Consider the following 22,328-nt stretch of genomic DNA (forward strand, 5'->3'; position numbering starts at 1 on the left):
GGCCTGTGGGCCGGTGTCCGGCGGCCGGGCCGGTAGTGTCTGCAGGCATGGGAGAGCAGCACATGCCCACCGGTCCGGCGAAGGGCCCGGGACCCGGCCCCGGAAGCGGGCCGTCCAACCCGGGCAAACGCCGTCTCGGCGTCATGGGCGGAACGTTTGACCCGATTCACCACGGGCACCTCGTCGCGGCCAGCGAGGTGGCCGCGCAGTTCCATCTCGACGAGGTGGTGTTCGTGCCGACCGGGCAGCCCTGGCAGAAGACCGATCGCAAGGTGGCCCCGGCCGAGGACCGATATCTGATGACGGTCATCGCCACCGCGGAGAACCCCCAGTTCTCGGTCAGCCGTATCGACATCGACCGCGGTGGCCCCACCTACACCACGGACACCCTGCGCGACCTGAAGGCGCTCAACCCCGACACCGATCTGTTCTTCATCACCGGGGCCGACGCGCTGGGCCAGATCCTCACCTGGCGTTATACGGACGAGTTGTTCTCCCTCGCGCACTTCATCGGCGTCACCCGTCCCGGTCACACCCTGACCGACCCGGGTCTTCCGGAGGGCGGTGTCTCGCTGATCGAGGTTCCCGCTCTGGCCATCTCGTCCACAGACTGTCGTGCGAGAGTCGCCATGGGCGAACCCGTCTGGTACCTGGTGCCGGACGGTGTGGTGCGCTACATCGACAAGCGGCAGCTGTACCGCGGCGAGTGAGCCGAGAGGGGCACCGGTGAACGACCGATACGACGGATACGCGGGGGGCGACCAGTACGAACTCGTCGGTTACGACGAGTTCGGTCAGCCTGTGTACCGGCAGGTGCCCGCGCAGCAGACCCCGCAGGGCTACGACCCCTACGGCACGCAGCAGCACCAGCAACCGCAACAGCCCCAGGGCTACGGCTACGACCCGTACGCGACCGGCACGCAGCAGTCCCACGACACCGGCCGGCAGCCGCCCGTCCCCCCGTACGACCCCTACGCCCCCTACGGCAACGCTCCCGCCGGCGGGTACGACCCCTACGGCCGGACGGCAACGAGCGGGCAGCAGCCGCGCGTTGCCGAGCAGACCGCCTACATCCCGCAGCAGACGGGCCCCGCCGGGAACGGTCCGGGGCGCCCGGCCGGCACCCCCGACCGCGGCCCCGTCGACGCCCACGGGCGCACGGAAGCCCCCGCACAGAGGGAACCGCGCGGCGACGACGACTACGCGACCGGTCAGTTCGCCTTCGTCGAGGAGCCCGACGGCGACTCCGAAGACGTCATCGACTGGCTGCAGTTCACCGAGAACCGCACCGAGCGGCGTGAGGAGGCCAGGCGCCGCGCACGCGGCCGGGTCGTCGCCCTCGTCGTGGTCGTCGCCCTGGTGGCCGTCGGCGGCGTCGGCTACCTCTGGTACGCGGGCAAGCTGCCCGGCACCTCCTCCGGCGGTGGCAAGTCCGGTACGGCGACGGCCGTGGGCGCCCAGAACCGCGATGTGATCGCCGTCCATCTGCACAACACCAAGGGCGGCGGCACCTCGACCGCATTGCTCGTCGACAACACCACCACCAAGCAGGGCGCCACCGTCCTGCTGCCCAACTCCCTTGCCCTGACCTCCGACGACGGCACCACGACCACCGTCGCCAAGTCGGTCGCCGACGACGGCTCCTCCGGCACCGGCGACGCCATCGACTCCGTCCTCGGCACCAAGGTCGAGGGCACCTGGCGGCTCGACACCCCGTACCTGAACAACCTCGTCGAGCTCGTGGGCAACATCGAGGTCACCACGAACGCCGACGTCCCCGACCCCGACGCCAAGAAGAAGGGCGCCCCCCTCGTACACAAGGGGGAGGACCAGACCCTCAGCGGCAAGATGGCCGTCGCCTACGCCACCTACCGCGCCTCCGGCGAGTCCCAGGACGCCCAGCTGGAGCGGTTCGGCCAGGTCATGGTGGGCGTGCTGCGCAAGATGTCCTCGGACCCGCAGGCGGCCACCGTCACCGTGCAGACCCTCGCCCAGATCCTCGACCCCTCCCTGACCGACAAGGACCTCGGCAGCTTCCTCGCCAAGCTGGCCGACCACGCCAAGCAGGGGGCGTACAAGACCGAGCTGCTGCCGGTCCAGTCCGACGGCACCATCAGCGAGAAGGCCACCGACACCGTGGTGAAGAGCCTCCTCGGCGGCACCGTGAAGAGCCCGGAGGCGGGCGACGCCGTCCGGGTCGGGATCAAGAACGCCACCGGTGCCAAGACCACCGCGGAGCAGGCCCGGGTCACGCTGGTCAACGGCGGCTACACCTTCATCGACGCCGGCAGCGGCACCGCGCAGAGCACGTCCCAGGTCCTCTACGCCGACGACGGCGACAAGGAGAACGCGGTCGAGGTGGCCAAGACACTGGGTCTGCCCACCAGCTCCGTGCAGAAGGGCAAGATCGCGAACAGCGCCGATGTCTCGGTCGTGCTCGGCCAGGACTACAAGCCGTCGTCGTGACGTGGACCACACCCCGGGGGCGCCGGGGTGTGGTCCGTTAATCACATGGGGTTCCGTCCGCGGTCCGTGAGACCCTTGGGGTATCACTGACCGCCTAAGGAAAGCCTTGTAGTGACCGCAACGGACCGTTCTCTCGAGCTCATCACCGCCGCCGCCCAGGCGGCCGCCGACAAGCTCGCGCACGACATCATCGCCTACGACGTCAGCGACGTGCTGTCGATCACGGACGCCTTCCTGCTGGCGTCCGCGCCCAACGACCGCCAGGTCAAGTCGATCGTCGACGAGATCGAGGAGCGACTGAACAAGGAACTCGGCGCCAAGCCGGTGCGTCGCGAGGGCGACCGTGAGGCCCGCTGGGTGCTGTTGGACTACGTCGACATCGTGGTGCACGTCCAGCACAGCGAGGAGCGGGTCTTCTACGCGCTGGAGCGGCTCTGGAAGGACTGCCCCGAGCTGGAACTGCCCGCCGACGCCAAGGCCACCCGCGGCAAGGCGGCGGAGCACGCCCGGCTGAAGGCCGCCGAGGACGCCGCCGAACTGAATGCCGAGCTGGGTGGGGAACTGCGGTGACGGCCTCCGGTGCCGACACCTCGAGGAGGGCGCGGGGGCGCCGCCTCATCCTGTGGCGGCACGGCCAGACGTCCTGGAACGTGGAACGCCGCTTCCAGGGTTCCACGGACGTCGAGCTGACCGAGACCGGCATCGGCCAGGCCCGCCGCTCGGCCCGCCTGCTCGCCTCCCTGAAACCCGACGCCATCGTCGCCTCCGACCTCAAGCGCGCCGCCTCCACGGCCGCGGAGCTGGCCGCGCTGACGGGTCTGGAGGTCACTCACGACGAGTCCCTGCGCGAGACGTACGCGGGTGTCTGGCAGGGGCTGACCCACGAGGAGATCATCGCCCGGCACGGGGAGGAGTACGCCGCCTGGAAGCGCGGTGAGCCCGTCCGCCGCGGCGGAGGCGAACTGGAGACCGAGGTCGCCGACCGGGCGGCCCCGGTGGTGCTGCGCCACGCCGAGAAGCTCCCCGAGGACGGCACCCTAGTGGTGGTCAGTCACGGTGGCACGATCCGCACCACCATCGGACGACTGCTCGGCCTCGAGGCCCGCCACTGGGAGAGCCTCGGTGGTCTCTCCAACTGCTGCTGGTCCGTCCTCGGCGAGGGCGTGCGCGGGTGGCGTCTCCTGGAGCACAACGCGGGCACGCTTCCCGAACCGGTCCTCGGCGACGACGACTGACACCTCCTCACCGGGTGTCGGGACACGGATTTCACTTTCCGGCAGGTCGCAGGCTAAAGTTCTTCTTGTTCGCCCGCCGAGCGGGAAGAACGCGCGGGGCTATAGCTCAGTTGGTAGAGCGCCTGCATGGCATGCAGGAGGTCAGGAGTTCAATTCTCCTTAGCTCCACGGATCGACACTTGGAAAGTGTCAGAGATCGGTGATCAGAATCCCGTCCCTCAAGGGGCGGGATTTTCTGTGTCCGGGATCATTTCTCCGTACTCGGCCTGACTCGGCGTCATGTCACCGAGGGGCACGGGTGACGGTGCCTCCCCGGGCGCAGGCGAGACTGACCGGCGCGGTCCCGGCTTCCTCCCGGGCGGTGCGGCCCGCCCGCCGAGCGGCGGTGAGGGGCGGCGACCCGCGGCCGTATGCGGCCCTCGTGCGGGCAGGGGCGGGTCCCGTGCCGTTCCGTGCCCCGTGACCGCGCTCGCGCCGCCGTACGACCGGAGAAGGCCGCTCGACGCCGGCGGCCGCCCCCAGCCGTCGCCCGGCTCGGCCACCGCGATCTGCCGTACGTCCTCGGCCGATTCTTCTGCGGTGGGCTTGAGTCACTCGGGCCTCTGGGGCGTATACCTCTTCGGACGCGCTCCCCATGTGCGTGTACGCGCCGGCCCGCAACGGCCACGTCGGGCGCCGTGTCCGGACTGGTACGAAGGCGTCGCTGACCGTATTGGCTCGGCCGTGGCAGAATCAGACGGCCGGAAGGGGGCGCGGCCCGACGGGAGGGAGAGCGATGCCTGCGAGCATCCGCGGGGAGATCCACGATCTCCTCGCAGTGGCGGTGCCACGTCGGAAGGCCACCCTCCTCGACTGCCCTTCCTGTGGCTCGTCCCATGTGGCCCAGGTCCTCGGCGACAACGGTGGCGTTTCCTACGTGTGCACGGCCTGCGGCCACAGCTGGAGCTGATCGATGGGTGCACACAGGCGAAAGTGCGACTGGTGCGGGAGCGGTACGCCGATCGTCCGGGACATGGAACCGGTCAACCCCGACTACCAGTACTGGTGCGAGGAATGCGCACGGGCGCTGATCATAAAAGGCGACCCGATCGAGACCTATCGGGAACTGGAAGGTGAGCCGATCTACGGCCGTCTCCTGGACGACCACTGCACGCTCAAACGCTTCTACTCCTTCGCCACGGCCTGACCCTCGACCGGGCCGCGGACATGGGCGGAAGCCGGTGCCGGGCCTCGATTCCCCGGGCGCGAGCGGGTCCCGGTGCACGACGGAAACGATTTGGTGTTCCACCCGGGGGACCGTGTAATGTTGGCGTCGCCGCCGGGGAAACCGGGCGACACGGTCCACATGCGGCTCGGCCGGGTGGCCACGAGGGGCTATAGCTCAGTTGGTAGAGCGCCTGCATGGCATGCAGGAGGTCAGGAGTTCAATTCTCCTTAGCTCCACAGGACTTCAAGGCGGTCCATCCCATCGGATGGACCGCCTTCGGCGTATCCGGAGCCATCGGAGCGCCGCCTACGACACACGGGCCACCCCCGGACGGGGCGGCCCGTGATCCGTCGGCTCAGCGGCCGAGAGCGCGGCGCCCCCGGCCCTGCGACAGCACCGGCAGATTGTTGCGCGCCGGCGCGCCGGAACGGGTGTCCTCCTCGATCCGCAGCGCGAGCGCGGGACACCGGCGTACGGCCCGCAGTGCCTTCGCCTCCGCGTACCTCGGCACCTGCGCCTGGGCGACCGTCGGGAAGCCGTCGGCGCCCAGTTCGAAGACCTCGGGGAGGATGTCCGCGCACAGGCCGTGGCCGCGGCACAGCGTCCAGTCGACGAAGATCTTCTGACGGCTGGCACCGTCCTCGGGCTCGGCCTGACCGCCGCCCGGGATGCCCGTGGGGGCCCGGCCGCCCTCGAAGAGCGGCAGCACGCCCTCCACGGGCCTGCCGCAGCCGTTGCCGAGGACGTGTGCCGCCAGGTCGTCCGTGAAGGCCTTGATGGTCGATTCCAGGAACATCGCCGAGCCGTCCGGGTGCGAGCACGCACCGCGCTTCTTCACGGCCTTGGCGACCTGCTTCAGGGCCTCGAGGGCGGCGGGGCCACCGCCGTTGAGGATGTCCTCCAGACCGCGGGCCGCGGCGGGCAGACCGAGATAGCAGGGACCGCACTGACCGGCGCTCTCCTCGGCCAGCCACTTGGCCACCTGAAGGGACTCGCCCAGCGGGCAGGTCTCCTGGCTGATGGGCAGGATCGCGCCGGCGCCGAGCGAGCCGCCGACGGCGTCGAGGTTGTTGCGCGAGACGATCGCCTCGTCGACCGTCGCCGCGTCGATCCACTTGCCGTGGTAGCCGCCGGTCAGCACGCCCTGCGGGAGCGGCGGGGCGCCCGCCAGCTGGAGCACGTACCGCAGCGGCACACCGGTGGGGACCTCGATCACCATCGGGCGGCTGACCGCGCCGGACACGGTGAGCATGACGGTGCCGGGCTCGTCGTACAGGCCGGTGTTGCAGTAGCGCTCGGCGCCGATGCGGGCGGCGATCGCCAGCTGGGCGAACGTTTCGGCGTTCGACAGCAGCGTGGGCGCGCCGCCCACGCCGCTCTGCGAGGCGCTCGTCTTGCGGCCCGGGGGGATCGCGGGACCGCCGTCGATGGAGCGGACCAGGGACGCGGCGGCTCCGGTGACCATGCGCACGGGGTTGCGCTGCACGCGCGCGCGTATGGGCGCGCCGCGCCGGTCGCTCAGGCCGCGCTCGGCCAGTGCCTGCTCCATCGACCGCTCCGTGGAGGCCCGGGTCACGCCGATCACGAGCGTCCGCGCGCCGAGGGCCTCGGCGACCAGGAGGGCGCCGTCCAGGATGAGGTGCGGGGCCCGGTTGATCAGCACCGTGTCCTTGCGGCACGCCGGCTCGTCCTCACTGCCGTTGACGACGACCACCGGCCGGATGCCACGGCGGATCGCCGACTCGGCGACCGACCGCAGCTTCTTGTGGAAGGGGAAGCCCGCGCCACCGCGCCCCTTCAGGGAGATCTGCTCGGCCAGCTGCGCGAGCTGTTCGCCGCCCATCGGTTCGAGGGGGCCGTGCACCTTGAGGTGCATGGGGAGGTCGAGTCTCTCGACAAGGTCGAAGCCCGACGTGAGCTGCGGAAGTCCGACCACGCGGACTTCTGGGACGTCGGGCAGGGCCTCGTTCACTAAAAGCCTCCGGAAGGCGCGTTCCAGGGTTCGCCGGCACCCGGGGTGCCGTAGGCGCCGGGGGCCGTCTCAGTCGCGGGACCGCTGTTGTACGTGTTGTTCGCGTTGTACGTGCCGTAGGGGCCGTTCGTCTCACTCGTGTCGTACATCTCACCCCCGCCGTACCCGTCGTATCCGGAACTGCCGTAGGTCGGGATGTTGTATCCGGTGTCCTGAAGCGGGTCGTACGCGGAGGGGGGCGCCTCGCCGACGGGCGGCGGGGAGGGGATGGGCCAGCTGCCGGAGGTGCTGCCCGGACCGTCGACGCGCGGCATCGCCTCCGTCTGCTGCATGGCCACCGGGTTCATGCGCTGCGTCGCGTCGGGAGTCATCGGGCCCTGGGCGCGAGGCGTGGCCGAGACGGCGCGGTAGGCGGCGGCGAAGCCGTTGCCGGACTCGGGGGTCATCGTGCGGGCCGGAGGGGCGTCGTACAGGGACGTGGAGGGCTGGGAGGGGATGAGCCCCTCGGTGGCGGCGCCGCGGTCCGCCGCCCGCGTGCCGAAGCCCGCCATGGTGGCCGCGGCCTCCGCGTTGCGGGCCCGGCTGGCGTCCAGATCGTCGCGCCCGAACCGGTCGCCGGAGCCGACGATCGCGAAGATCCGGTCGGCCACCTTGCGCTTGAACGGGCGCGGCGCGGCACGCAGGGCGAGCGCCGCCATGACCCCGAGCAGGCAGAGCTCGTACGAGATCGTGAAGAACGGCTTGGCGGCGCGGCCCGCGTACAGGCCGTGGATCAGGGCGGCGCACCAGGACGGGTAGGCGAGCATGTGCATCGCCCGCCAGCGCGCCGCGACCGGCGCCGGGGAGGCGAAGTTGCCGCGCAGGGCGCCGGTGACACCGACGAAGATCATGAGCAGGGCGGCCAGGGATCCGAGGCCGATGAGTCCCGCCGAGCCGCTCACGCCGAGGCTGAACGGGATCAGCGCGGCGATCAGAACCGTGTGGTCGAGCGCGAGCTTGACCGTGACGTGCACCAGGAGGAAGGCGATCGAGGCGACCGCCGTCGTCCGGTGGACGGCCTGCGCCACGATCCGCTGCCGGATGTTGAGGAAGATCCGGTCCTGGGCGACGAGACCCCAGATCACCGAGCAGCTCAGGGAGACGAGCGAGAGCACGCCCGCTCCGAAGTTGAGGAAGTCCCGGACTGCGTTTCCGCCCGCGAGCACGACGACGGGTATCAGCAGCAGTACGACAGCCGACACCACGCCGTAGGCCGAGCGGCCGGGCTTGGGGATCGAGCTGTTACTACGTGGAGGGTTCATGGGGGCAACTCCGAACAGTTTCGGGAAGGCGGTCCCGCTGCCGCACTCTAAGGGGCTCCAAACCGAGCAGTACGAGGTTTGAGTTATTGCGTTGTTATCAAAGGGCAACGGGTTGGTAGTGATGTCCGACTAGCTGCTGTTACGCGAAGTAACATTTGAACCTTGTTCAGCTTTTCGAGGCCTTCACCACTTGACCGTCGGTGTCTGAGTACGTTTGCGCCCTCTCTTGGGTTCACCCGGACCGGCTCCTGGTGTGCGGACCGGAAGCCCGTCGCGGCGCCGTCGGGCGCTGCGGTACTCTGACGCCATGCGTGCCGTACGCCTTCTGCTTAGCGAGCCGCGCTGATCAGTCCCGACCACCCGGGCGAATCGGATGGTGGGAATCGGCGCGGCGTCCCCTCCTGTGCGAGGGGCTTTTTCATTTCCGCAGGCAGAGACGATCGATGGAGCTTTGAGGATCATGAGCGAGACGAACCCCGCTGCCGCCGCTGTCTCGGCGGAGGCCGCGCCGCACCGCTACACGGCCGCCATGGCGGCCGAGATCGAGGCACGCTGGCAGGACTTCTGGGACGCCGACGGCACGTACGCGGCGCCGAACCCCACGGGTGACCTGGCCGGCGACCCGGCCCAGGTCGCCCGGCCCAAGAAGTTCATCATGGACATGTTCCCGTATCCCTCCGGTGCGGGTCTGCACGTCGGTCACCCCCTGGGCTACATCGCCACCGATGTCTTCGCCCGGTTCCAGCGCATGACCGGCCACAACGTCCTGCACACCCTGGGCTTCGACGCCTTCGGCCTGCCCGCCGAGCAGTACGCGGTGCAGACCGGCACGCACCCGCGCGTGTCCACCGAGGCCAACATGGAGAACATGAAGGTCCAGCTGCGCCGGCTGGGCCTGGGCCACGACAAGCGCCGGTCGTTCGCCACGATCGACCCGGACTACTACAAGTGGACCCAGTGGATCTTCGTGCAGATCTTCGAGTCCTGGTACGACGAGGAGTCGCGGAAGGCTCGTCCGATCTCCGAGCTGATCGCCCAGTTCGAGTCCGGTGAGCGCGGGATCCCGGGCACCACGCGCGCGTGGAACGAACTGAGCGCCGCCGAGCGGGCCGACGTCCTGGGCGAGTACCGCCTGGCGTACGCCTCCGACGCGCCGGTGAACTGGTGCCCCGGCCTGGGCACCGTCCTGGCGAACGAGGAGGTCACGGCCGACGGCCGCTCCGAGCGCGGGAACTTCCCCGTCTTCAAGGCCAAGCTGCGCCAGTGGAACATGCGTATCACCGCGTACGCGGACCGGCTGCTGGGGGACCTGGAGGAGCTGGACTGGCCCGAGGCCATCAAGCTGCAGCAGCGCAACTGGATCGGCCGCTCCGAGGGCGCCCGCGTCGACTTCCCGATCGACGGCGAGGCCGTCACCATCTTCACCACGCGTCAGGACACGCTGTTCGGCGCCACCTACATGGTGCTGGCCCCCGAGCACCCGCTGGTCGAGAAGTTCACCCCCGGCGCCTGGCCCGAGGGCACCCGCGAGGTGTGGACCGGCGGCCACGCCACGCCCGCCGAGGCCGTCGCCGCCTACCGCGCCCAGGCCGCCTCCAAGTCCGATGTCGAACGGCAGGCCGAGGCCAAGGACAAGACCGGCGTCTTCACGGGCGCGTACGCGATCAACCCCGTCACCGGGGACAGGATCCCGGTGTTCATCGCCGACTACGTACTGATGGGCTACGGCACGGGCGCGATCATGGCCGTCCCGGCCCACGACAGCCGGGACTTCGCCTTCGCGCGCGCCTTCGAGCTGCCGATCCGCTGTGTCGTCGAGCCGACCGACGGCCGCGACACCGACCCCGCCACGTGGGACGACGCCTTCGTCTCGTACGACGCGACGATCGTCAACTCCTCCGGTGAGACCGTCACGCTGGACGGCCTGAACGTCGTCGAGGCCAAGGCGCGCATCACCGAGTGGCTGGCACGCAAGGGCATCGGTGAGGGCACCGTCAACTTCCGCCTGCGGGACTGGCTGTTCAGCCGCCAGCGCTACTGGGGCGAGCCCTTCCCGATCGTCTACGACGAGGACGGCATCGCACACGCGCTGCCCGAGTCGATGCTGCCGCTGGAACTGCCCGAGGTCGAGGACTACTCGCCGCGCACGTTCGACCCGGACGACGCCGACACCCGGCCCGAGACCCCGCTGTCGCGCAACTCCGAGTGGGTCGACGTCACGCTGGACCTGGGCGACGGCCCGAAGAAGTACCGCCGCGAGACCAACACGATGCCCAACTGGGCCGGTTCGTGCTGGTACGAGCTGCGTTACCTGGACCCGCACAACGACCGCAAGCTGGTCGACCCGGAGATCGAGCGCTACTGGATGGGGCCGCGCGAGGGCATGCCGCACGGCGGCGTCGACCTGTACGTCGGCGGTGCCGAGCACGCGGTGCTGCACCTGCTGTACGCGCGCTTCTGGTCGAAGGTCCTGTACGACCTGGGGCACGTCTCGTCGGCCGAGCCGTTCCACAAGCTGTTCAACCAGGGCATGATCCAGGCCTACGTCTACCGCGACAGCCGCGGTATCGCGGTGCCGGCCGCCGAGGTGGAGGAGCGCGACGGTGCGTACCACTACCAGGGCGAGCAGGTCAGCCGGCTGCTGGGCAAGATGGGCAAGTCCCTGAAGAACGCGGTCACGCCGGACGAGATCTGTGCCGAGTACGGGGCGGACACTCTGCGCCTGTACGAGATGGCGATGGGCCCGCTGGACGTGTCGCGCCCGTGGGACACGCGCGCGGTGGTGGGCCAGTTCCGGCTGCTGCAGCGGCTGTGGCGCAACGTGGTCGACGAGACGACCGGCGAGGTCACCGTCGTCGACGCCGCGCCCGACGAGGACACCCTGCGCGCTCTGCACAAGGCGATCGACGGTGTGCGTCAGGACCTGGAGGGCCTGCGGTTCAACACCGCCATCGCCAAGATCACGGAACTGAACAACCATCTGACCAAGACCGGCGCAGCCGTACCGCACTCCGTCGCCGAGTCGCTGGTGCTGCTGATCGCCCCGCTGGCCCCGCACGTCGCCGAGGAGCTGTGGCGCAGGCTGGGCCACACCGACTCGGTCGTCCACCGGGACTTCCCGGTCGCCGACCCGGCCTACGTCGTGGACGAGACCGTGACCTGTGTGGTCCAGATCAAGGGCAAGGTCAGGGCGCGGCTGGAGGTTCCCCCCTCGATCTCCGAGGGGGAACTGGAGAAGGCGGCGCTGGCGGACGAGAAGGTCGTCGCCGCACTGGACGGTGCCGGGATCCGCAAGGTGATCGTGCGCGCGCCCAAGCTGGTCAACATCGTCACGGCCTAGCGGTCCGCACCCGTCGGCCGGCCCGGGCGGCACGGCAAGGTCGGGGTGGTCCCCTACGGGCGGGTTCGGGGTTCCGCCGGAACCCCGAACCCGCCCGTTACGTTTACCGTGGAAGTGGTGCAACAGCCGCCACCGCCGGTCGGAGGAGGAGCGTCGTGGAAGCCGTGTTGACCGTCATCGTCCTCCTTTTCGTGTTGTGCGTCGTACTCGGGGCGTATGCGACGGTGAAGGCGATCGGAGCGGCCAAACGCGGTGTGGACCGCACCATTGCGCAGGCCCGCCGCACGGTCGAGGAGACCACCCTGCGCGCCAGGACCCTCGCCCAGCCGGGCCCGGCGGGCGAGATCGCCGCGCTCCGTCTGACGCTGCGCACCTCGATGCGGGCCACGCAGGACGCGCTGCATGCGGGTGTCGCCGAGGACGAGTCGCTGAAGGAGTCGCTGGGCCTCTTCAACCGCCTCAGCGCGCACGGCTACGAGCTGGACGCCGAGCTCAAGCGCCTGGAGATCGAGCCGGACCGCGGGACGGTCGCCTCCCGGCTGCCCGAACTGCGCGAGCGCACCGAGCGGATCACACACTCGGCGGACTCGCTGCGCTGGGCGGCGCACGACAGGGCACGCCGGTTCGCGGACGACGACCTGGACATCCTCAGCGCGCAGATCGACGTGGAGGCGGGCGCGTTGCGCCACTGGACCACGGAGGAGCCGACCGCCCCCTCCTGGCCGGAGGCGCCGGCGTCTGAGGCCGCCGACGGCCCGACCGGGCCGGAGACCCCCCGCTCCCGTGCGTCCCGGGAGCAGCCGACCCGGCCCGCCATCGGGCCCCGGGGACAGCGCCCGGCATACTCGTGGCAGAAGAAGCCCCGCCCCGAGAGCACCCCCTGATCCCGCCACGGCGAACCCGGGTCGGAGGGGCCGGGCTGCCACACGCACGTTCCGGCAGGTAACCTCCAGCTCATGTCCCGCCATGTCGCGATCGTCACCGATTCAACGGCCTACCTGCCGCCGCGGACGATGGAGCGCCACGGCATCACCGCGGTGCCGCTGACCGTGGTCCTGGGCAACCGGGCGTTCGAGGAGGGCACGGAGATCTCGGCCCGGTCGCTGGCCCAGGCCCTGCAGAAGCGACAGTCCGTCACCACATCGCGGCCGAGCCCCCAACTCTTCGCCGAGACCTACCGCAAGGCCGCCGAGTCGGGCGCGACCGACATCGTGTCGCTGCATCTGTCCTCCGAGTTCTCGGGCACCTACGACGCCGCGGTACTCGCGAGCAGAGAGGCCCCCGTGCCGGTGCGTGTGGTCGACACGGGGATGGTGGCGATGGCCCTCGGCTTCTGCGCGGTGGCCGCGGCGGAGGCCGCGGAGGCCGGCGGCACCGTGGACGAGGCGGTCACGGCGGCGGAGAAGCGGGCGGCCGGCACCTCGACCTACTTCTACGTCGACACGCTCGACTATCTGCGGCGGGGCGGCCGGATCGGGGCCGCGCAGGCGCTGCTGGGTTCGGCGCTCGCCGTGAAGCCGCTGCTCCGGCTGAACGACGGACGCATCGAGTTGCTGGAGAAGGTGCGCACGGCGTCCAGGGCGATCGCCCGGCTCGAGGAGATCGTGTCCGAACGCGCGGGCAACGCGCAGGTCGACATCGCGGTCCACCACCTCGCCGCTCCCGAACGGGCGTCGGCGCTCGCGGACCGTCTGCGGGTACGGGTGCCGGGGCTGGCCGCCCTGCATGTGAGCGAGGTCGGCGCGGTGATCGGGGCGCACACGGGTCCCGGGCTGCTGGGAGCCGTGGTGTCCCCGGTGTCGGGATGACGTCGCCCTCGCCCCGCGGGTGCCGGATGCTCCGGGCCGTGTGCTCCGCAGCCGGGTGGCGGGACATGCGTCCGCATCGACGAAGCGGTGTCCCTTACTCGTGCGGGTGACCGAGTTGTCCACAACCGGGCAGTAGTCCCCGGGAATTGACCAAGATCATCGCGAGGTCGGTGAGGTGCCCGATGCTCGGCGCATGGCACTTCGATCACGTTCACGCACAGCGACGCCCACGAGCGGGCCCGGCCGTGGCCGGGGTTCCGACGGCCGTACGCGCCATCGCCTGCGTCATGCACAGGGGCCCGTCCGAGGGCATCACCGGACCCGGGCCGCCGACGCGCTGCGTCTGCGTGCGGGGGCGCTCTTCACGGAAGGGAACGGAGCGCGGCCGGAGTTGGGGCACGGGCCGCCGCGAGCGGACGGGGGCGCAGAGCAGCCGTGTGCGCGTACGGCGGCGGGCAGCGGGATCGGCCCTCCGTATGGACGGGCCATGGAGCCGCCCGCGGCCGACCGCTCCGCGGGAGCCGTCGGCGCCCCCACGATCCGCAGTGCCGGTGCCCCCGGGAGCGCGGCGGCGGAGGGTGGTTGGCGGGAGCGGGCGGGTCTCGCCGTGCGGGAGCGGATGCCGCTGTGGCTGCAGTCGAGGTGCGGGCTGGAGAAGAGGAGCGTGGCCGCCCTGAGCGTGCTGCTCGTCGCGGCGGTGGCCTTCGCTGCACAGCATTTCTGGACCGGCCGCACGCAGCAGGTGCGGGCACCTCAGGTGGTGCGGGCGGCGGCGTCCTACGGCGAGCCCGGCGGCCCGGACATGAACCGGTTCGCGCAGCCCGGCGTTTCGGACGGGCCTGAGTCCCCGGGCGCGGCCGGGACACCGGCGGGCGTGGCGGTCGTCGTGGACGTCGGCGGCAAGGTGCGCAGGCCGGGGCTGCAGCGGCTGCCGGCCGGATCGCGGGTCGTGGACGCTCTGCGCGCGGCGGGCGGAGTGCGCCCGGGCACCGACACCGACGGACTCAACCGTGCCCGTCTCCTGGTGGACGGCGAGCAGATCGTGGTCGGCGCCCCCGCACCCGTGCCCGGCGTGGGTGGCGGAGCGGGAGCGGCGGGCCCGGTCACCGGGGGATCCGCGGCCCCCGGCGCCCCGGTGTCCCTCAGCACGGCGACCGTCGACCAGCTCGACGCGCTGCCCGGGGTGGGCCCCGTCCTCGCACAGCACATCGTCGACTACCGCACCCGGCACGGGGGATTCCGCTCGGTGGACGAACTCCGCGAGGTCAACGGCATCGGCGAGCGTCGCTTCGCCGATCTGCGGAACCTCGTACGACCATGAGCGTGCCGCGGACCGGCCCCGAGCACACGGCCGCACGGGCCCGTTCCGGCCGCCCGGCCGTGCGGATCCCGGCCCGCGGCCGGCTGGGGGATCCGCACCCCCGGCAGGAGGGCCCGACGGACCTGCGCATGGTGGCGCCCGCGCTCGCCGCCTGGGCCGCGGCCGCCTGGGCCCTGGACGCGCCGACCGCGTGGGTCAGCGGGGTTGTGGTCGCCTGCCTGGTGACGGCGGGTGGGCTGTGGGCGGCGCGGCGACCGGTGGCGCGGGGTGCCGGCCCGGTGCGGGTCCCGTGGAGGGCGGTGTCCGTGGCGGCCGTGCTGCTCTGCGTCGCGTCGGCCGCGGCATCCGCCGGGCTTCAGGGCGCGGACCTGCGAAGGGGACCCGTTCCCGCCCTCGCGCGTCAGTACGCCGAGGTGACCGCGGAGATCGAGGTCTCCTCCGATCCGCGGCTGACCCGGTCCAGGATCAGCGGCGATCACGCGATGCCGCCGGCTGTGCTGATCGACGCCCGGGTCAGCCGTGTGACACAGGCGGACGGGACCACGACCGCGACGCGGGCGCCGGTGCGGGTGATCGTCGACACACACACCCGCGTCGCATCCGCGAAGAGCCCGAGCGACATCGCGAAGGGGCCCGCGCGGTCACCGTGGCTCGCCCTGCTGCCCTCCACGCGAGTACGGGTGACCGCACGCCTGGTGCCCCCGGTGTCCGGTGGCGACCCCGTCGCCGCGGTGCTGCGGGTGCGGGGTGCCGCGCCGCCCGACGTGGTGGGCGGGCCGTCCGGGACACAGCGCTGGGCGGGCGGGTTGCGTGCCGGGCTGCGCGAGGCCACCGAAGGGCTCGGCCCTGACGCACGGGCGCTGCTGCCGGGACTGGTCGTCGGGGACACCTCCCGGGTGACGCCCGAGTTGGACGACGCCTTCAAGAAGACGGACCTCGCGCACCTGCTGGCCGTCAGCGGAGGCAACTTCACCATCCTGCTGGCCCTGTTCATCGGCCCGGTCGGACTGGCACAGCGTGCCGAGCGCCGAGGGCTCGCGGCCCGGCTCGGCATCCCCCTGCGCGGGACGGCACTGCTGTGCGGTGCGCTCGCGCTCGGGTTCGTGGTCGTGTGCCGACCGGATCCGAGCGTGCTGCGCGCCGCGGTCTGCGGAGCGATCGCCCTGCTGGCCCTCGCGACCGGGCGCCGCAGATCCCTGATCCCCGCGCTCGCCACGGCCGTGCTGCTGCTGGTGCTCTACGATCCCTGGCTCGCCCGGGGCTACGGCTTTCTGCTCTCCGTACTGGCCACCGGCGCCCTGCTCACCGTGGCACCGCGCTGGAGCGCGGCGTTGCGAAGGCGCCGCGTCCCGCCGCGGGCAGCCGAGGCACTGGCCGCCGCGGCCGCGGCCCAGGCGCTGTGCGCGCCGGTCGTCGCGATGCTGTCCGCGCGAGTGAGCCTGGTCGCGGTCCCGTGCAATCTGCTCGCCGAGCTCGCCGTCGCTCCTGCCACCGTGCTGGGGTTCGCCGCGCTGGCCACCGCACCGCTCGTGATGCCGCTCGCCGAGGGGCTGGCCCGGTGCGCGGGCTGGCCGGCCCGGTGGATCGCCGGCATCGCACGGACCGGGGCGTCGCTGCCGGGCAGCGGGGTGGACTGGCCGGACAGCTGGGCGGGGGCGCTGCTGCTGGCGATGGTGACGGCGGTGGTCGTGCTCGTCGGCCGGCGGCTGCTGAGGCACCCGTTGCTGATCTGCGCCTGCGCCGTGGGCCTGCTGCTCGTGGTGGTGCAGCCTTCTCCCCTGACCCGAGTGATCACGGGATGGCCGCCGCCGGGCTGGCGGTTCGCGATGTGCGACGTGGGACAAGGGGACGCGACGGTGCTCGCGGCGGGCGGCGGCACGGCGGTGGTCGTGGACGCGGGCCCCGATCCGGTGCTGGTCGACCGGTGTTTGACGGCGCTCGGCATCGTGCGCATCCCCCTCCTGGTGCTCACCCACTTCCACGCCGACCATGTGGCGGGGCTCGCGGGAGTGCTGCGGGGGCGCTCGGTGGGGGCGATCGAGACGACCGGGTTCGAAGAGCCGGTGGAGCAGGCCGTGTTCGTCCGCGCTCAGGCGGCGGCCCGGCACATTCCGCTGACGCGCGCCGTGGCCGGTGAACACCGCCGCACCGGAACGCTCGACTGGCGGGTGCTGTGGCCGCCCGCGGCCCCCGCCCCCTCCCCGGACGGTCCGAACGACGCGAGCGTCGCTCTGTCCGTGCGGTCCGCGGGACTGAGCCTGCTGCTGCTCGGAGACCTCGAACCCGCGGCCCAGCAGGCATTGGCGAGGTCCCCGGCGGGCGCCGGACTGGGGCCCGTGGACGTTCTCAAGGTCGCCCACCACGGCTCGGCGTACCAGGATCCGGAGCTCATACGCAGGGTGGCGCCGCGGATCGCGCTGATCTCGTGCGGGAAGGGCAATCCGTACGGTCATCCGGCTCCCCGTACGGTCGCGGCGCTGCGGGGCGAGGGCGCGCTCGTGCTGCGCACGGACGAGGACGGGGCGATCGCCGTGGTCGGTGCGGGCGAGGGGCTGAGGGTGGCGGGAGACTGAGGTCATGAATTCCGCACAGATCGATGCCTACCTCCGCAGGATCGGGGTGGAGCATCCCGCCTGGCCCACCGTCGACGTGCTGCGCGAACTGCATCAGCGCCATCTTCGGACCGTGCCGTTCGAGAACCTGTCGATCCACCTCGGTGAGGGAGTCGTGCTGGACCAGAAGCAGCTGGTCGACAAGGTGGTGGGCAGGCACAGGGGCGGCATCTGCTACGAACTCAACGGCGCGTTCGGGGCGTTGCTCAAGGCGCTGGGCTTCGACGTCACACTGCTCGCCGCCCGGGTGTACGGGGACGAGAGGCGGCTCGAGGTGCCGTACGGGCATCTGGCGCTTCGTGTGCGGACGGTGGACGGTGGCGACTGGCTGGCGGACGTCGGTTTCGGGGCGCACAGCCACTATCCGCTGGCGATCGGGGAGCGGGGTGAGCAGCGTGATCCGGCCGGTGACTTCCGGGTGATCGAGTCGGGGGCGGACGAGGCGGGCGTGCGGGGCGGTGGCGGGGAGCGGGCCGACGATCTCGACGTGCTGTGGGACGACAAGCCGCAGTACCGGCTGGAGCTGCGGCCGAGGTCGCTCGGGGACTTCACCGTCGGAGCCTGGTGGAGCAGCACGTCGCCCGGCTCGCACTTCCTGCGGTCGCTGGTGTGCTCGAGGGTCACGGAGGACGCGGGACGGATCACGCTCAGCGGCAGCCGTCTGACGGTGACGTCACCGCGAGGGGAGAAGGAGGTGACGGACCTGGCGAGCGACGCGGAGGTGCTCCGGACCTACCGGGAGCGGTTCGGGATCGAGTTGGACCGGGTGCCCACGGTCCGCAGCGCGGCACCCGAACCGCGGTGACCTGCACATGCCGAGGTGGGCGCGGGGCGGGGCGGGGCGGAACGAACGTGGCGGAAGATGGCTTCGTGAGCGATGTGAGACATGTGCTGGTGCTGCCCGACCGCGATGCCGCGGAAGAGGTGGTGGAGGCGCTCGGGGAACGCTTCGGTCTCGCCGAGGAGCCGCGGATCGTCCGTGACGCGCTGGCCGGCGAGGACGACGCGGAGGACGCGCAGTGGCTGGTGGTGCTGCGGGACGAGGAAGGGCGTCTGGAACCGGACGAGCTGGACACGTTCGCGGGGGAGTGGGACGGCTGGCGGGAGGAGCCGTAGGCCCGCCGCGCCGCGCCCCGCGCACGGCTGTGGCCCACGGGCGCCGGGACCGTGTTGTCGGTGCCGCGTGCGATGCTGTCCGTGATGGCCAAGAAGACGAATGACGACGTTCTCGCCCCGGTCACCCTCGCCGTGGGCCAGGAGGACCTCCTGCTGGACCGAGCCGTGCAGGAGGTGGTGGCCGCCGCCCGGGCCGCCGACGCCGACACGGACGTACGGGATCTGTCCTCCGACCAGTTGCAGCCCGGCACGCTCGCGGAGCTGACCAGTCCGTCGCTGTTCGCCGAGCGCAAGGTCGTGGTCGTGCGCAACGCGCAGGACCTGTCGGCCGACACGATCAAGGAGCTGAAGGGGTATTTCGGCTCTCCGGCCGAGGAGATCACGCTGGTGCTGCTGCACGCGGGCGGCGCCAAGGGCAAGGGACTGCTCGACGCCGCGCGCAAGGCGGGGGCGCGGGAGGTGGCGTGCCCCAAGATGACGAAGCCGGCCGACCGGCTGTCGTTCGTGCGGGGGGAGTTCCGGGCGCAGGGGCGCGCCGCGACCCCGGAGGCGTGCCAGTCCCTCGTCGACGCGATCGGCAGCGATCTGCGGGAGCTGGCCTCGGCGGTGTCGCAGCTCACCGCGGACGTCGAGGGGACCATCGACGAGGCGGTGGTCGGGCGGTACTACACGGGGCGGGCCGAGGCGTCCAGCTTCACCGTCGCGGACCGGGCGGTCGAGGGACGGGCGGCGGAGGCGCTGGAGGCCCTCAGATGGTCATTGGCCACCGGGGTCGCGCCGGTCCTGATCACGAGCGCCCTCGCACAGGGGGTGCGGGCCATCGGGAAGCTGTCGTCGGCGCGCGGCGGACGTCCGGCGGACCTCGCCCGGGAGCTGGGCATGCCGCCGTGGAAGATCGACCGGGTGCGGCAGCAGATGCGGGGATGGACGCCGGACGGAGTGGCGGTCGCCCTGCGGGCGGTGGCCGAGGCCGACGAAGGAGTCAAGGGCGGCGGGGACGATCCGGAGTACGCCCTGGAGAAGGCCGTCGTCATCATCGCGCGGGCGGCGCGGTCGAGGGGGCGGGCGTGAGCCGGGAGCCGCGGCGTCGCGCGCAAGCCGGACGGGCGTGAACCGAGAGCCCCGCCGCCGCCCTGGGGAAGGGCGGCGGCGGGGCTCTCGGATCTCAAGCTGGTGGGTTCGTACCCGCGTGGCGAACGCAGGCCGCGTACGAACCCGGAGTGCCAGAGGGGAGCGGATGAGAGAGGGCCCGCTCGGTTCCCTCCGGCGTCAAATCAAGTGTCAGCCCTTGAGGGACGCGACCTTCGAAGCAAGCGCCGACTTCTTGTTGGCGGCCTGGTTCTTGTGGATGACGCCCTTCGAGACGGCCTTGTCGAGCTGACGCGCGGCGGCGCGCTGGTACTCGGTGGCCTTCTCGGCGTCGCCCGCGGCAGCGGCCTCGCGAGCCTTGCGGATCGCGGTCTTGAGCGAGGACTTGACGGCCTTGTTGCGCAGGCGCGCCTTCTCGTTCGTCTTGTTCCGCTTGATCTGGGACTTGATGTTCGCCACGAATGAGCCTTTACAGGTTCAGGCACGTGGGGCTGACCGCCTCACGCGCCGGTGATTTCTTGAAGAGGTACCTCGCGCTGAGAGGGCATGAGGCACAGCCACCCAGGCTACCAGCCGGGCTCAGGGCCGCCCAAACCGGTCGCCCGCACCGCCGAGCCGCCCCCGGATCCGGCCTCCCGTTCCGGTCCGACATGGCCCAAACCGGTCGCAGTGTCCCGCGCATGGGACGATGGAGGCTACGTATCGTTCCGACCCGAGACCGCAGACGCTGCGGACGCCTCAAGAATCAGGACCCTGCGTGCCCGCGACCCCTACCCATGCGCCCGAGCCGAGCCGTACCGACCCGGCCAGGATCCGCAATTTCTGCATCATCGCGCACATCGACCACGGCAAGTCCACGCTCGCCGACCGGATGCTCCAGCTCACCGGCGTCGTCGAGCAGCGGCAGATGCGCGCTCAGTACCTCGACCGCATGGACATCGAGCGCGAGCGCGGCATCACGATCAAGTCCCAGGCGGTGCGTCTGCCGTGGGCCCCGACCCACGACCCGGGCAGTACCCACATCCTCAACATGATCGACACCCCTGGGCACGTCGACTTCACCTACGAGGTCTCGCGGTCGCTCGCCGCCTGCGAGGGCACGATCCTCCTCGTCGACGCCGCCCAGGGCATCGAGGCGCAGACCCTCGCCAACCTCTATCTGGCGATGGAGAACGACCTCACGATCATCCCCGTGCTCAACAAGATCGACCTGCCGGCGGCGCAGCCGGAGAAGTTCTCCGAGGAGCTCGCCAACCTCGTCGGCTGCGAGCCCGACGACGTCCTGAAGGTGTCCGCCAAGACGGGCCTGGGCGTCGAGGCGCTGCTGGACAAGGTCGTCGAGCAGATCCCGGCGCCGGTGGGCGTCGTGGACGCGCCCGCCCGCGCGATGATCTTCGACTCGGTCTACGACTCCTACCGCGGCGTCGTCACCTACGTGCGTGTCGTCGACGGACAGCTCAACAGGCGCGAGCGCATCAGGATGATGTCCACCGGCGCGACCCACGAGCTGCTGGAGATCGGCGTCAGCTCGCCCGAGATGCTCCCCTCCGACGGCCTCGGTGTCGGCGAGGTGGGCTACCTCATCACCGGTGTGAAGGACGTCCGCCAGTCCAAGGTCGGTGACACCATCACCAGCCAGGCCAAGGGCGCCACGGAGGCCCTCGGCGGCTACAAGGACCCGAAGCCGATGGTCTTCTCGGGTCTGTATCCGCTCGACGGCTCCGACTACCCGGACCTGCGCGAGGCGCTCGACAAGCTCCAGCTCAACGATGCCGCGCTCGTCTACGAGCCCGAGACCTCCGCCGCCCTCGGCTTCGGTTTCCGTGTCGGCTTCCTCGGTCTGCTCCACCTCGACGTGGTCCGCGAGCGACTGGAGCGCGAGTTCGGGCTCGATCTGATCGCCACCGCGCCCAACGTGGTCTACCGCGTGATCATGGAGGACGGCGAGGAGCACACGGTCACCAACCCGAGCGAGTTCCCCGAGGGCAAGCTGGCCGAGGTGTACGAGCCGGTCGTACGGGCCACGATTCTCGCGCCCACCGAGTTCATCGGCGCGATCATGGAGCTGTGCCAGACCCGCCGCGGCACCCTGCTCGGCATGGACTACCTGTCCGAGGACCGCGTCGAGATCCGCTACACACTGCCCCTGGCGGAGATCGTCTTCGACTTCTTCGATCAGCTGAAGTCCAAGACCCGGGGCTACGCCTCCCTCGACTACGAGCCCACCGGCGAGCAGGACAGCTCCCTGGTGAAGGTCGACATCCTGCTGCACGGCGACAAGGTGGACGCCTTCTCGGCGATCACCCACAAGGACCAGGCGTACGCATACGGTGTCCGGCTGGTCGCCAAGCTGAAGGAGCTCATCCCGCGGCAGAACTTCGAGGTGCCGGTGCAGGCCGCCGTCGGCTCCCGGGTGATCGCCCGCGAGACCATCCGTGCCATCCGCAAGGACGTCCTCGCCAAGTGCTACGGCGGTGACATCTCCCGTAAGCGGAAGCTGCTGGAGAAGCAGAAGGAGGGCAAGAAGCGGATGAAGATGGTGGGTTCCGTGGAGGTTCCCCAGGAGGCCTTCATCGCGGTGCTGTCCAGCGATGACAGTGCGGGGTCGGCCAAGGGCAAGAAGTAACCGGGGAGCTCCGGAAAATCGGCCGAACAGGGGCCCGTCGTACGAAAGTGCGGCGGGCCCCTGTGCGTGCTCCCCGTCGCTCTCTGTAGGAAGTGACAGGCCACCGCCTCTTACGCACCGGGCGGTCGGGCTCTACTCTGATCTCTGCTCGGTAGTTACTGGTGAGTTAAACAACTGCGCCGGAGTGACAGCAGGCGCAGACCGGCCAGCCGCATCGAGCCAGTCGCAATGAGCC

The 22,328-nt window shown here is 71.0% G+C and carries 18 protein-coding genes and 2 tRNA genes; 17 read left to right on the plus strand and 3 right to left on the minus strand.

Going from position 1 to position 22,328, the window contains the following annotated elements:
- Positions 1–47 precede the first annotated feature (47 nt).
- The 8 genes from nadD to ACSHXN_RS27055 all read left to right on the plus strand — a co-directional run bounded on the left by nadD (position 48) and on the right by ACSHXN_RS27055 (position 5,144).
- Positions 48–710 (plus strand): nicotinate-nucleotide adenylyltransferase, encoded by a 663-nt coding sequence (gene nadD / locus ACSHXN_RS27020; protein ID WP_355137651.1) that lies wholly within the window; start codon positions 48–50, stop codon positions 708–710.
- Positions 711–726: 16 nt separating this feature from the next.
- Positions 727–2,466, plus strand: a complete 1,740-nt coding sequence (locus ACSHXN_RS27025) for a LytR C-terminal domain-containing protein (protein WP_355137653.1) — start codon at positions 727–729, stop codon at positions 2,464–2,466.
- Between the two features lie 111 nt (positions 2,467–2,577).
- Positions 2,578–3,036 carry a ribosome silencing factor gene (gene rsfS / locus ACSHXN_RS27030; protein ID WP_059131552.1) on the plus strand — a complete coding sequence of 153 codons (459 nt, stop codon included), beginning with the start codon at positions 2,578–2,580 and terminating at the stop codon, positions 3,034–3,036.
- Positions 3,033–3,701 carry a histidine phosphatase family protein gene (locus ACSHXN_RS27035; protein WP_355801421.1) on the plus strand — a complete coding sequence of 223 codons (669 nt, stop codon included), beginning with the start codon at positions 3,033–3,035 and terminating at the stop codon, positions 3,699–3,701. Before rsfS ends, ACSHXN_RS27035 begins: the two co-directional genes overlap by 4 nt.
- A gap of 95 nt (positions 3,702–3,796) precedes the next feature.
- A tRNA-Ala gene (locus ACSHXN_RS27040) sits at positions 3,797–3,869 on the plus strand.
- Positions 3,870–4,476: 607 nt separating this feature from the next.
- Positions 4,477–4,650 (plus strand): hypothetical protein, encoded by a 174-nt coding sequence (locus ACSHXN_RS27045; protein ID WP_355137657.1) that lies wholly within the window; start codon positions 4,477–4,479, stop codon positions 4,648–4,650.
- A gap of 3 nt (positions 4,651–4,653) precedes the next feature.
- Entirely contained in the window at positions 4,654–4,887 is a 234-nt protein-coding gene (locus ACSHXN_RS27050; RefSeq protein WP_059131550.1) for a hypothetical protein, read from the plus strand.
- A 184-nt stretch (positions 4,888–5,071) separates the two neighbouring features.
- Positions 5,072–5,144 (plus strand) — tRNA-Ala (locus tag ACSHXN_RS27055).
- A 119-nt stretch (positions 5,145–5,263) separates the two neighbouring features.
- Here the strand turns inward: ACSHXN_RS27055 and ACSHXN_RS27060 are convergent.
- Positions 5,264–6,880: an NADH-ubiquinone oxidoreductase-F iron-sulfur binding region domain-containing protein gene (locus ACSHXN_RS27060; protein WP_355137659.1), complete on the minus strand. Its 1,617-nt coding sequence runs from the start codon at positions 6,878–6,880 to the stop codon at positions 5,264–5,266.
- Positions 6,880–8,181, minus strand: a complete 1,302-nt coding sequence (locus tag ACSHXN_RS27065) for a ferric reductase-like transmembrane domain-containing protein (protein WP_355137661.1) — start codon at positions 8,179–8,181, stop codon at positions 6,880–6,882. The genes ACSHXN_RS27060 and ACSHXN_RS27065 overlap by 1 nt, the downstream gene beginning before the upstream one ends.
- Before the next feature lie 460 nt (positions 8,182–8,641).
- On the opposite strand from ACSHXN_RS27065, the gene leuS reads away from it, so the two are divergent.
- The 8 genes from leuS (at position 8,642) to holA (ending at position 19,449) form a co-directional block, all read left to right on the plus strand.
- Positions 8,642–11,521 carry a leucine--tRNA ligase gene (gene leuS / locus ACSHXN_RS27070; protein WP_438303878.1) on the plus strand — a complete coding sequence of 960 codons (2,880 nt, stop codon included), beginning with the start codon at positions 8,642–8,644 and terminating at the stop codon, positions 11,519–11,521.
- Between the two features lie 155 nt (positions 11,522–11,676).
- Positions 11,677–12,405 (plus strand): hypothetical protein, encoded by a 729-nt coding sequence (locus ACSHXN_RS27075; protein WP_355137665.1) that lies wholly within the window; start codon positions 11,677–11,679, stop codon positions 12,403–12,405.
- Positions 12,406–12,477: 72 nt separating this feature from the next.
- The gene (locus tag ACSHXN_RS27080; RefSeq protein WP_355137667.1) at positions 12,478–13,329 is read left to right on the plus strand and encodes a DegV family protein; all 852 of its coding nucleotides are present in this window, start codon (positions 12,478–12,480) and stop codon (positions 13,327–13,329) included.
- Between the two features lie 193 nt (positions 13,330–13,522).
- Complete coding sequence (locus tag ACSHXN_RS27085) at positions 13,523–14,650, plus strand: ComEA family DNA-binding protein (RefSeq protein WP_356111411.1); 1,128 nt, start codon at positions 13,523–13,525, stop codon at positions 14,648–14,650.
- Positions 14,647–17,223: a ComEC/Rec2 family competence protein gene (locus ACSHXN_RS27090; RefSeq protein ID WP_438303881.1), complete on the plus strand. Its 2,577-nt coding sequence runs from the start codon at positions 14,647–14,649 to the stop codon at positions 17,221–17,223. Before ACSHXN_RS27085 ends, ACSHXN_RS27090 begins: the two co-directional genes overlap by 4 nt.
- Positions 17,224–17,227: 4 nt before the next feature.
- Positions 17,228–18,067, plus strand: coding sequence for an arylamine N-acetyltransferase family protein (locus ACSHXN_RS27095; protein ID WP_356111407.1), 840 nt, complete (start codon positions 17,228–17,230; stop codon positions 18,065–18,067).
- A gap of 65 nt (positions 18,068–18,132) precedes the next feature.
- Positions 18,133–18,378 (plus strand): hypothetical protein, encoded by a 246-nt coding sequence (locus tag ACSHXN_RS27100; RefSeq protein WP_355137675.1) that lies wholly within the window; start codon positions 18,133–18,135, stop codon positions 18,376–18,378.
- A gap of 84 nt (positions 18,379–18,462) precedes the next feature.
- Positions 18,463–19,449, plus strand: coding sequence for a DNA polymerase III subunit delta (gene holA, locus ACSHXN_RS27105; RefSeq protein WP_356294030.1), 987 nt, complete (start codon positions 18,463–18,465; stop codon positions 19,447–19,449).
- Positions 19,450–19,659: 210 nt separating this feature from the next.
- Here the strand turns inward: holA and rpsT are convergent, their stop codons facing one another.
- A complete protein-coding gene (gene rpsT / locus ACSHXN_RS27110; protein WP_055515178.1) occupies positions 19,660–19,926 on the minus strand; it encodes a 30S ribosomal protein S20 in 267 nt (88 codons plus the stop codon).
- Between the two features lie 298 nt (positions 19,927–20,224).
- Here rpsT and lepA point away from each other — a divergent pair, with 298 nt between their 5' ends.
- On the plus strand, positions 20,225–22,093 hold the full coding sequence (gene lepA / locus ACSHXN_RS27115; RefSeq protein ID WP_355137679.1) for a translation elongation factor 4: 1,869 nt from the start codon (positions 20,225–20,227) through the stop codon (positions 22,091–22,093).
- The last annotated feature ends 235 nt before the right edge of the window (positions 22,094–22,328 follow it).

Origin of the sequence: Streptomyces sp. HUAS TT11, assembly GCF_051553595.1 — a bacterium.
Lineage (GTDB): Bacteria > Actinomycetota > Actinomycetes > Streptomycetales > Streptomycetaceae > Streptomyces.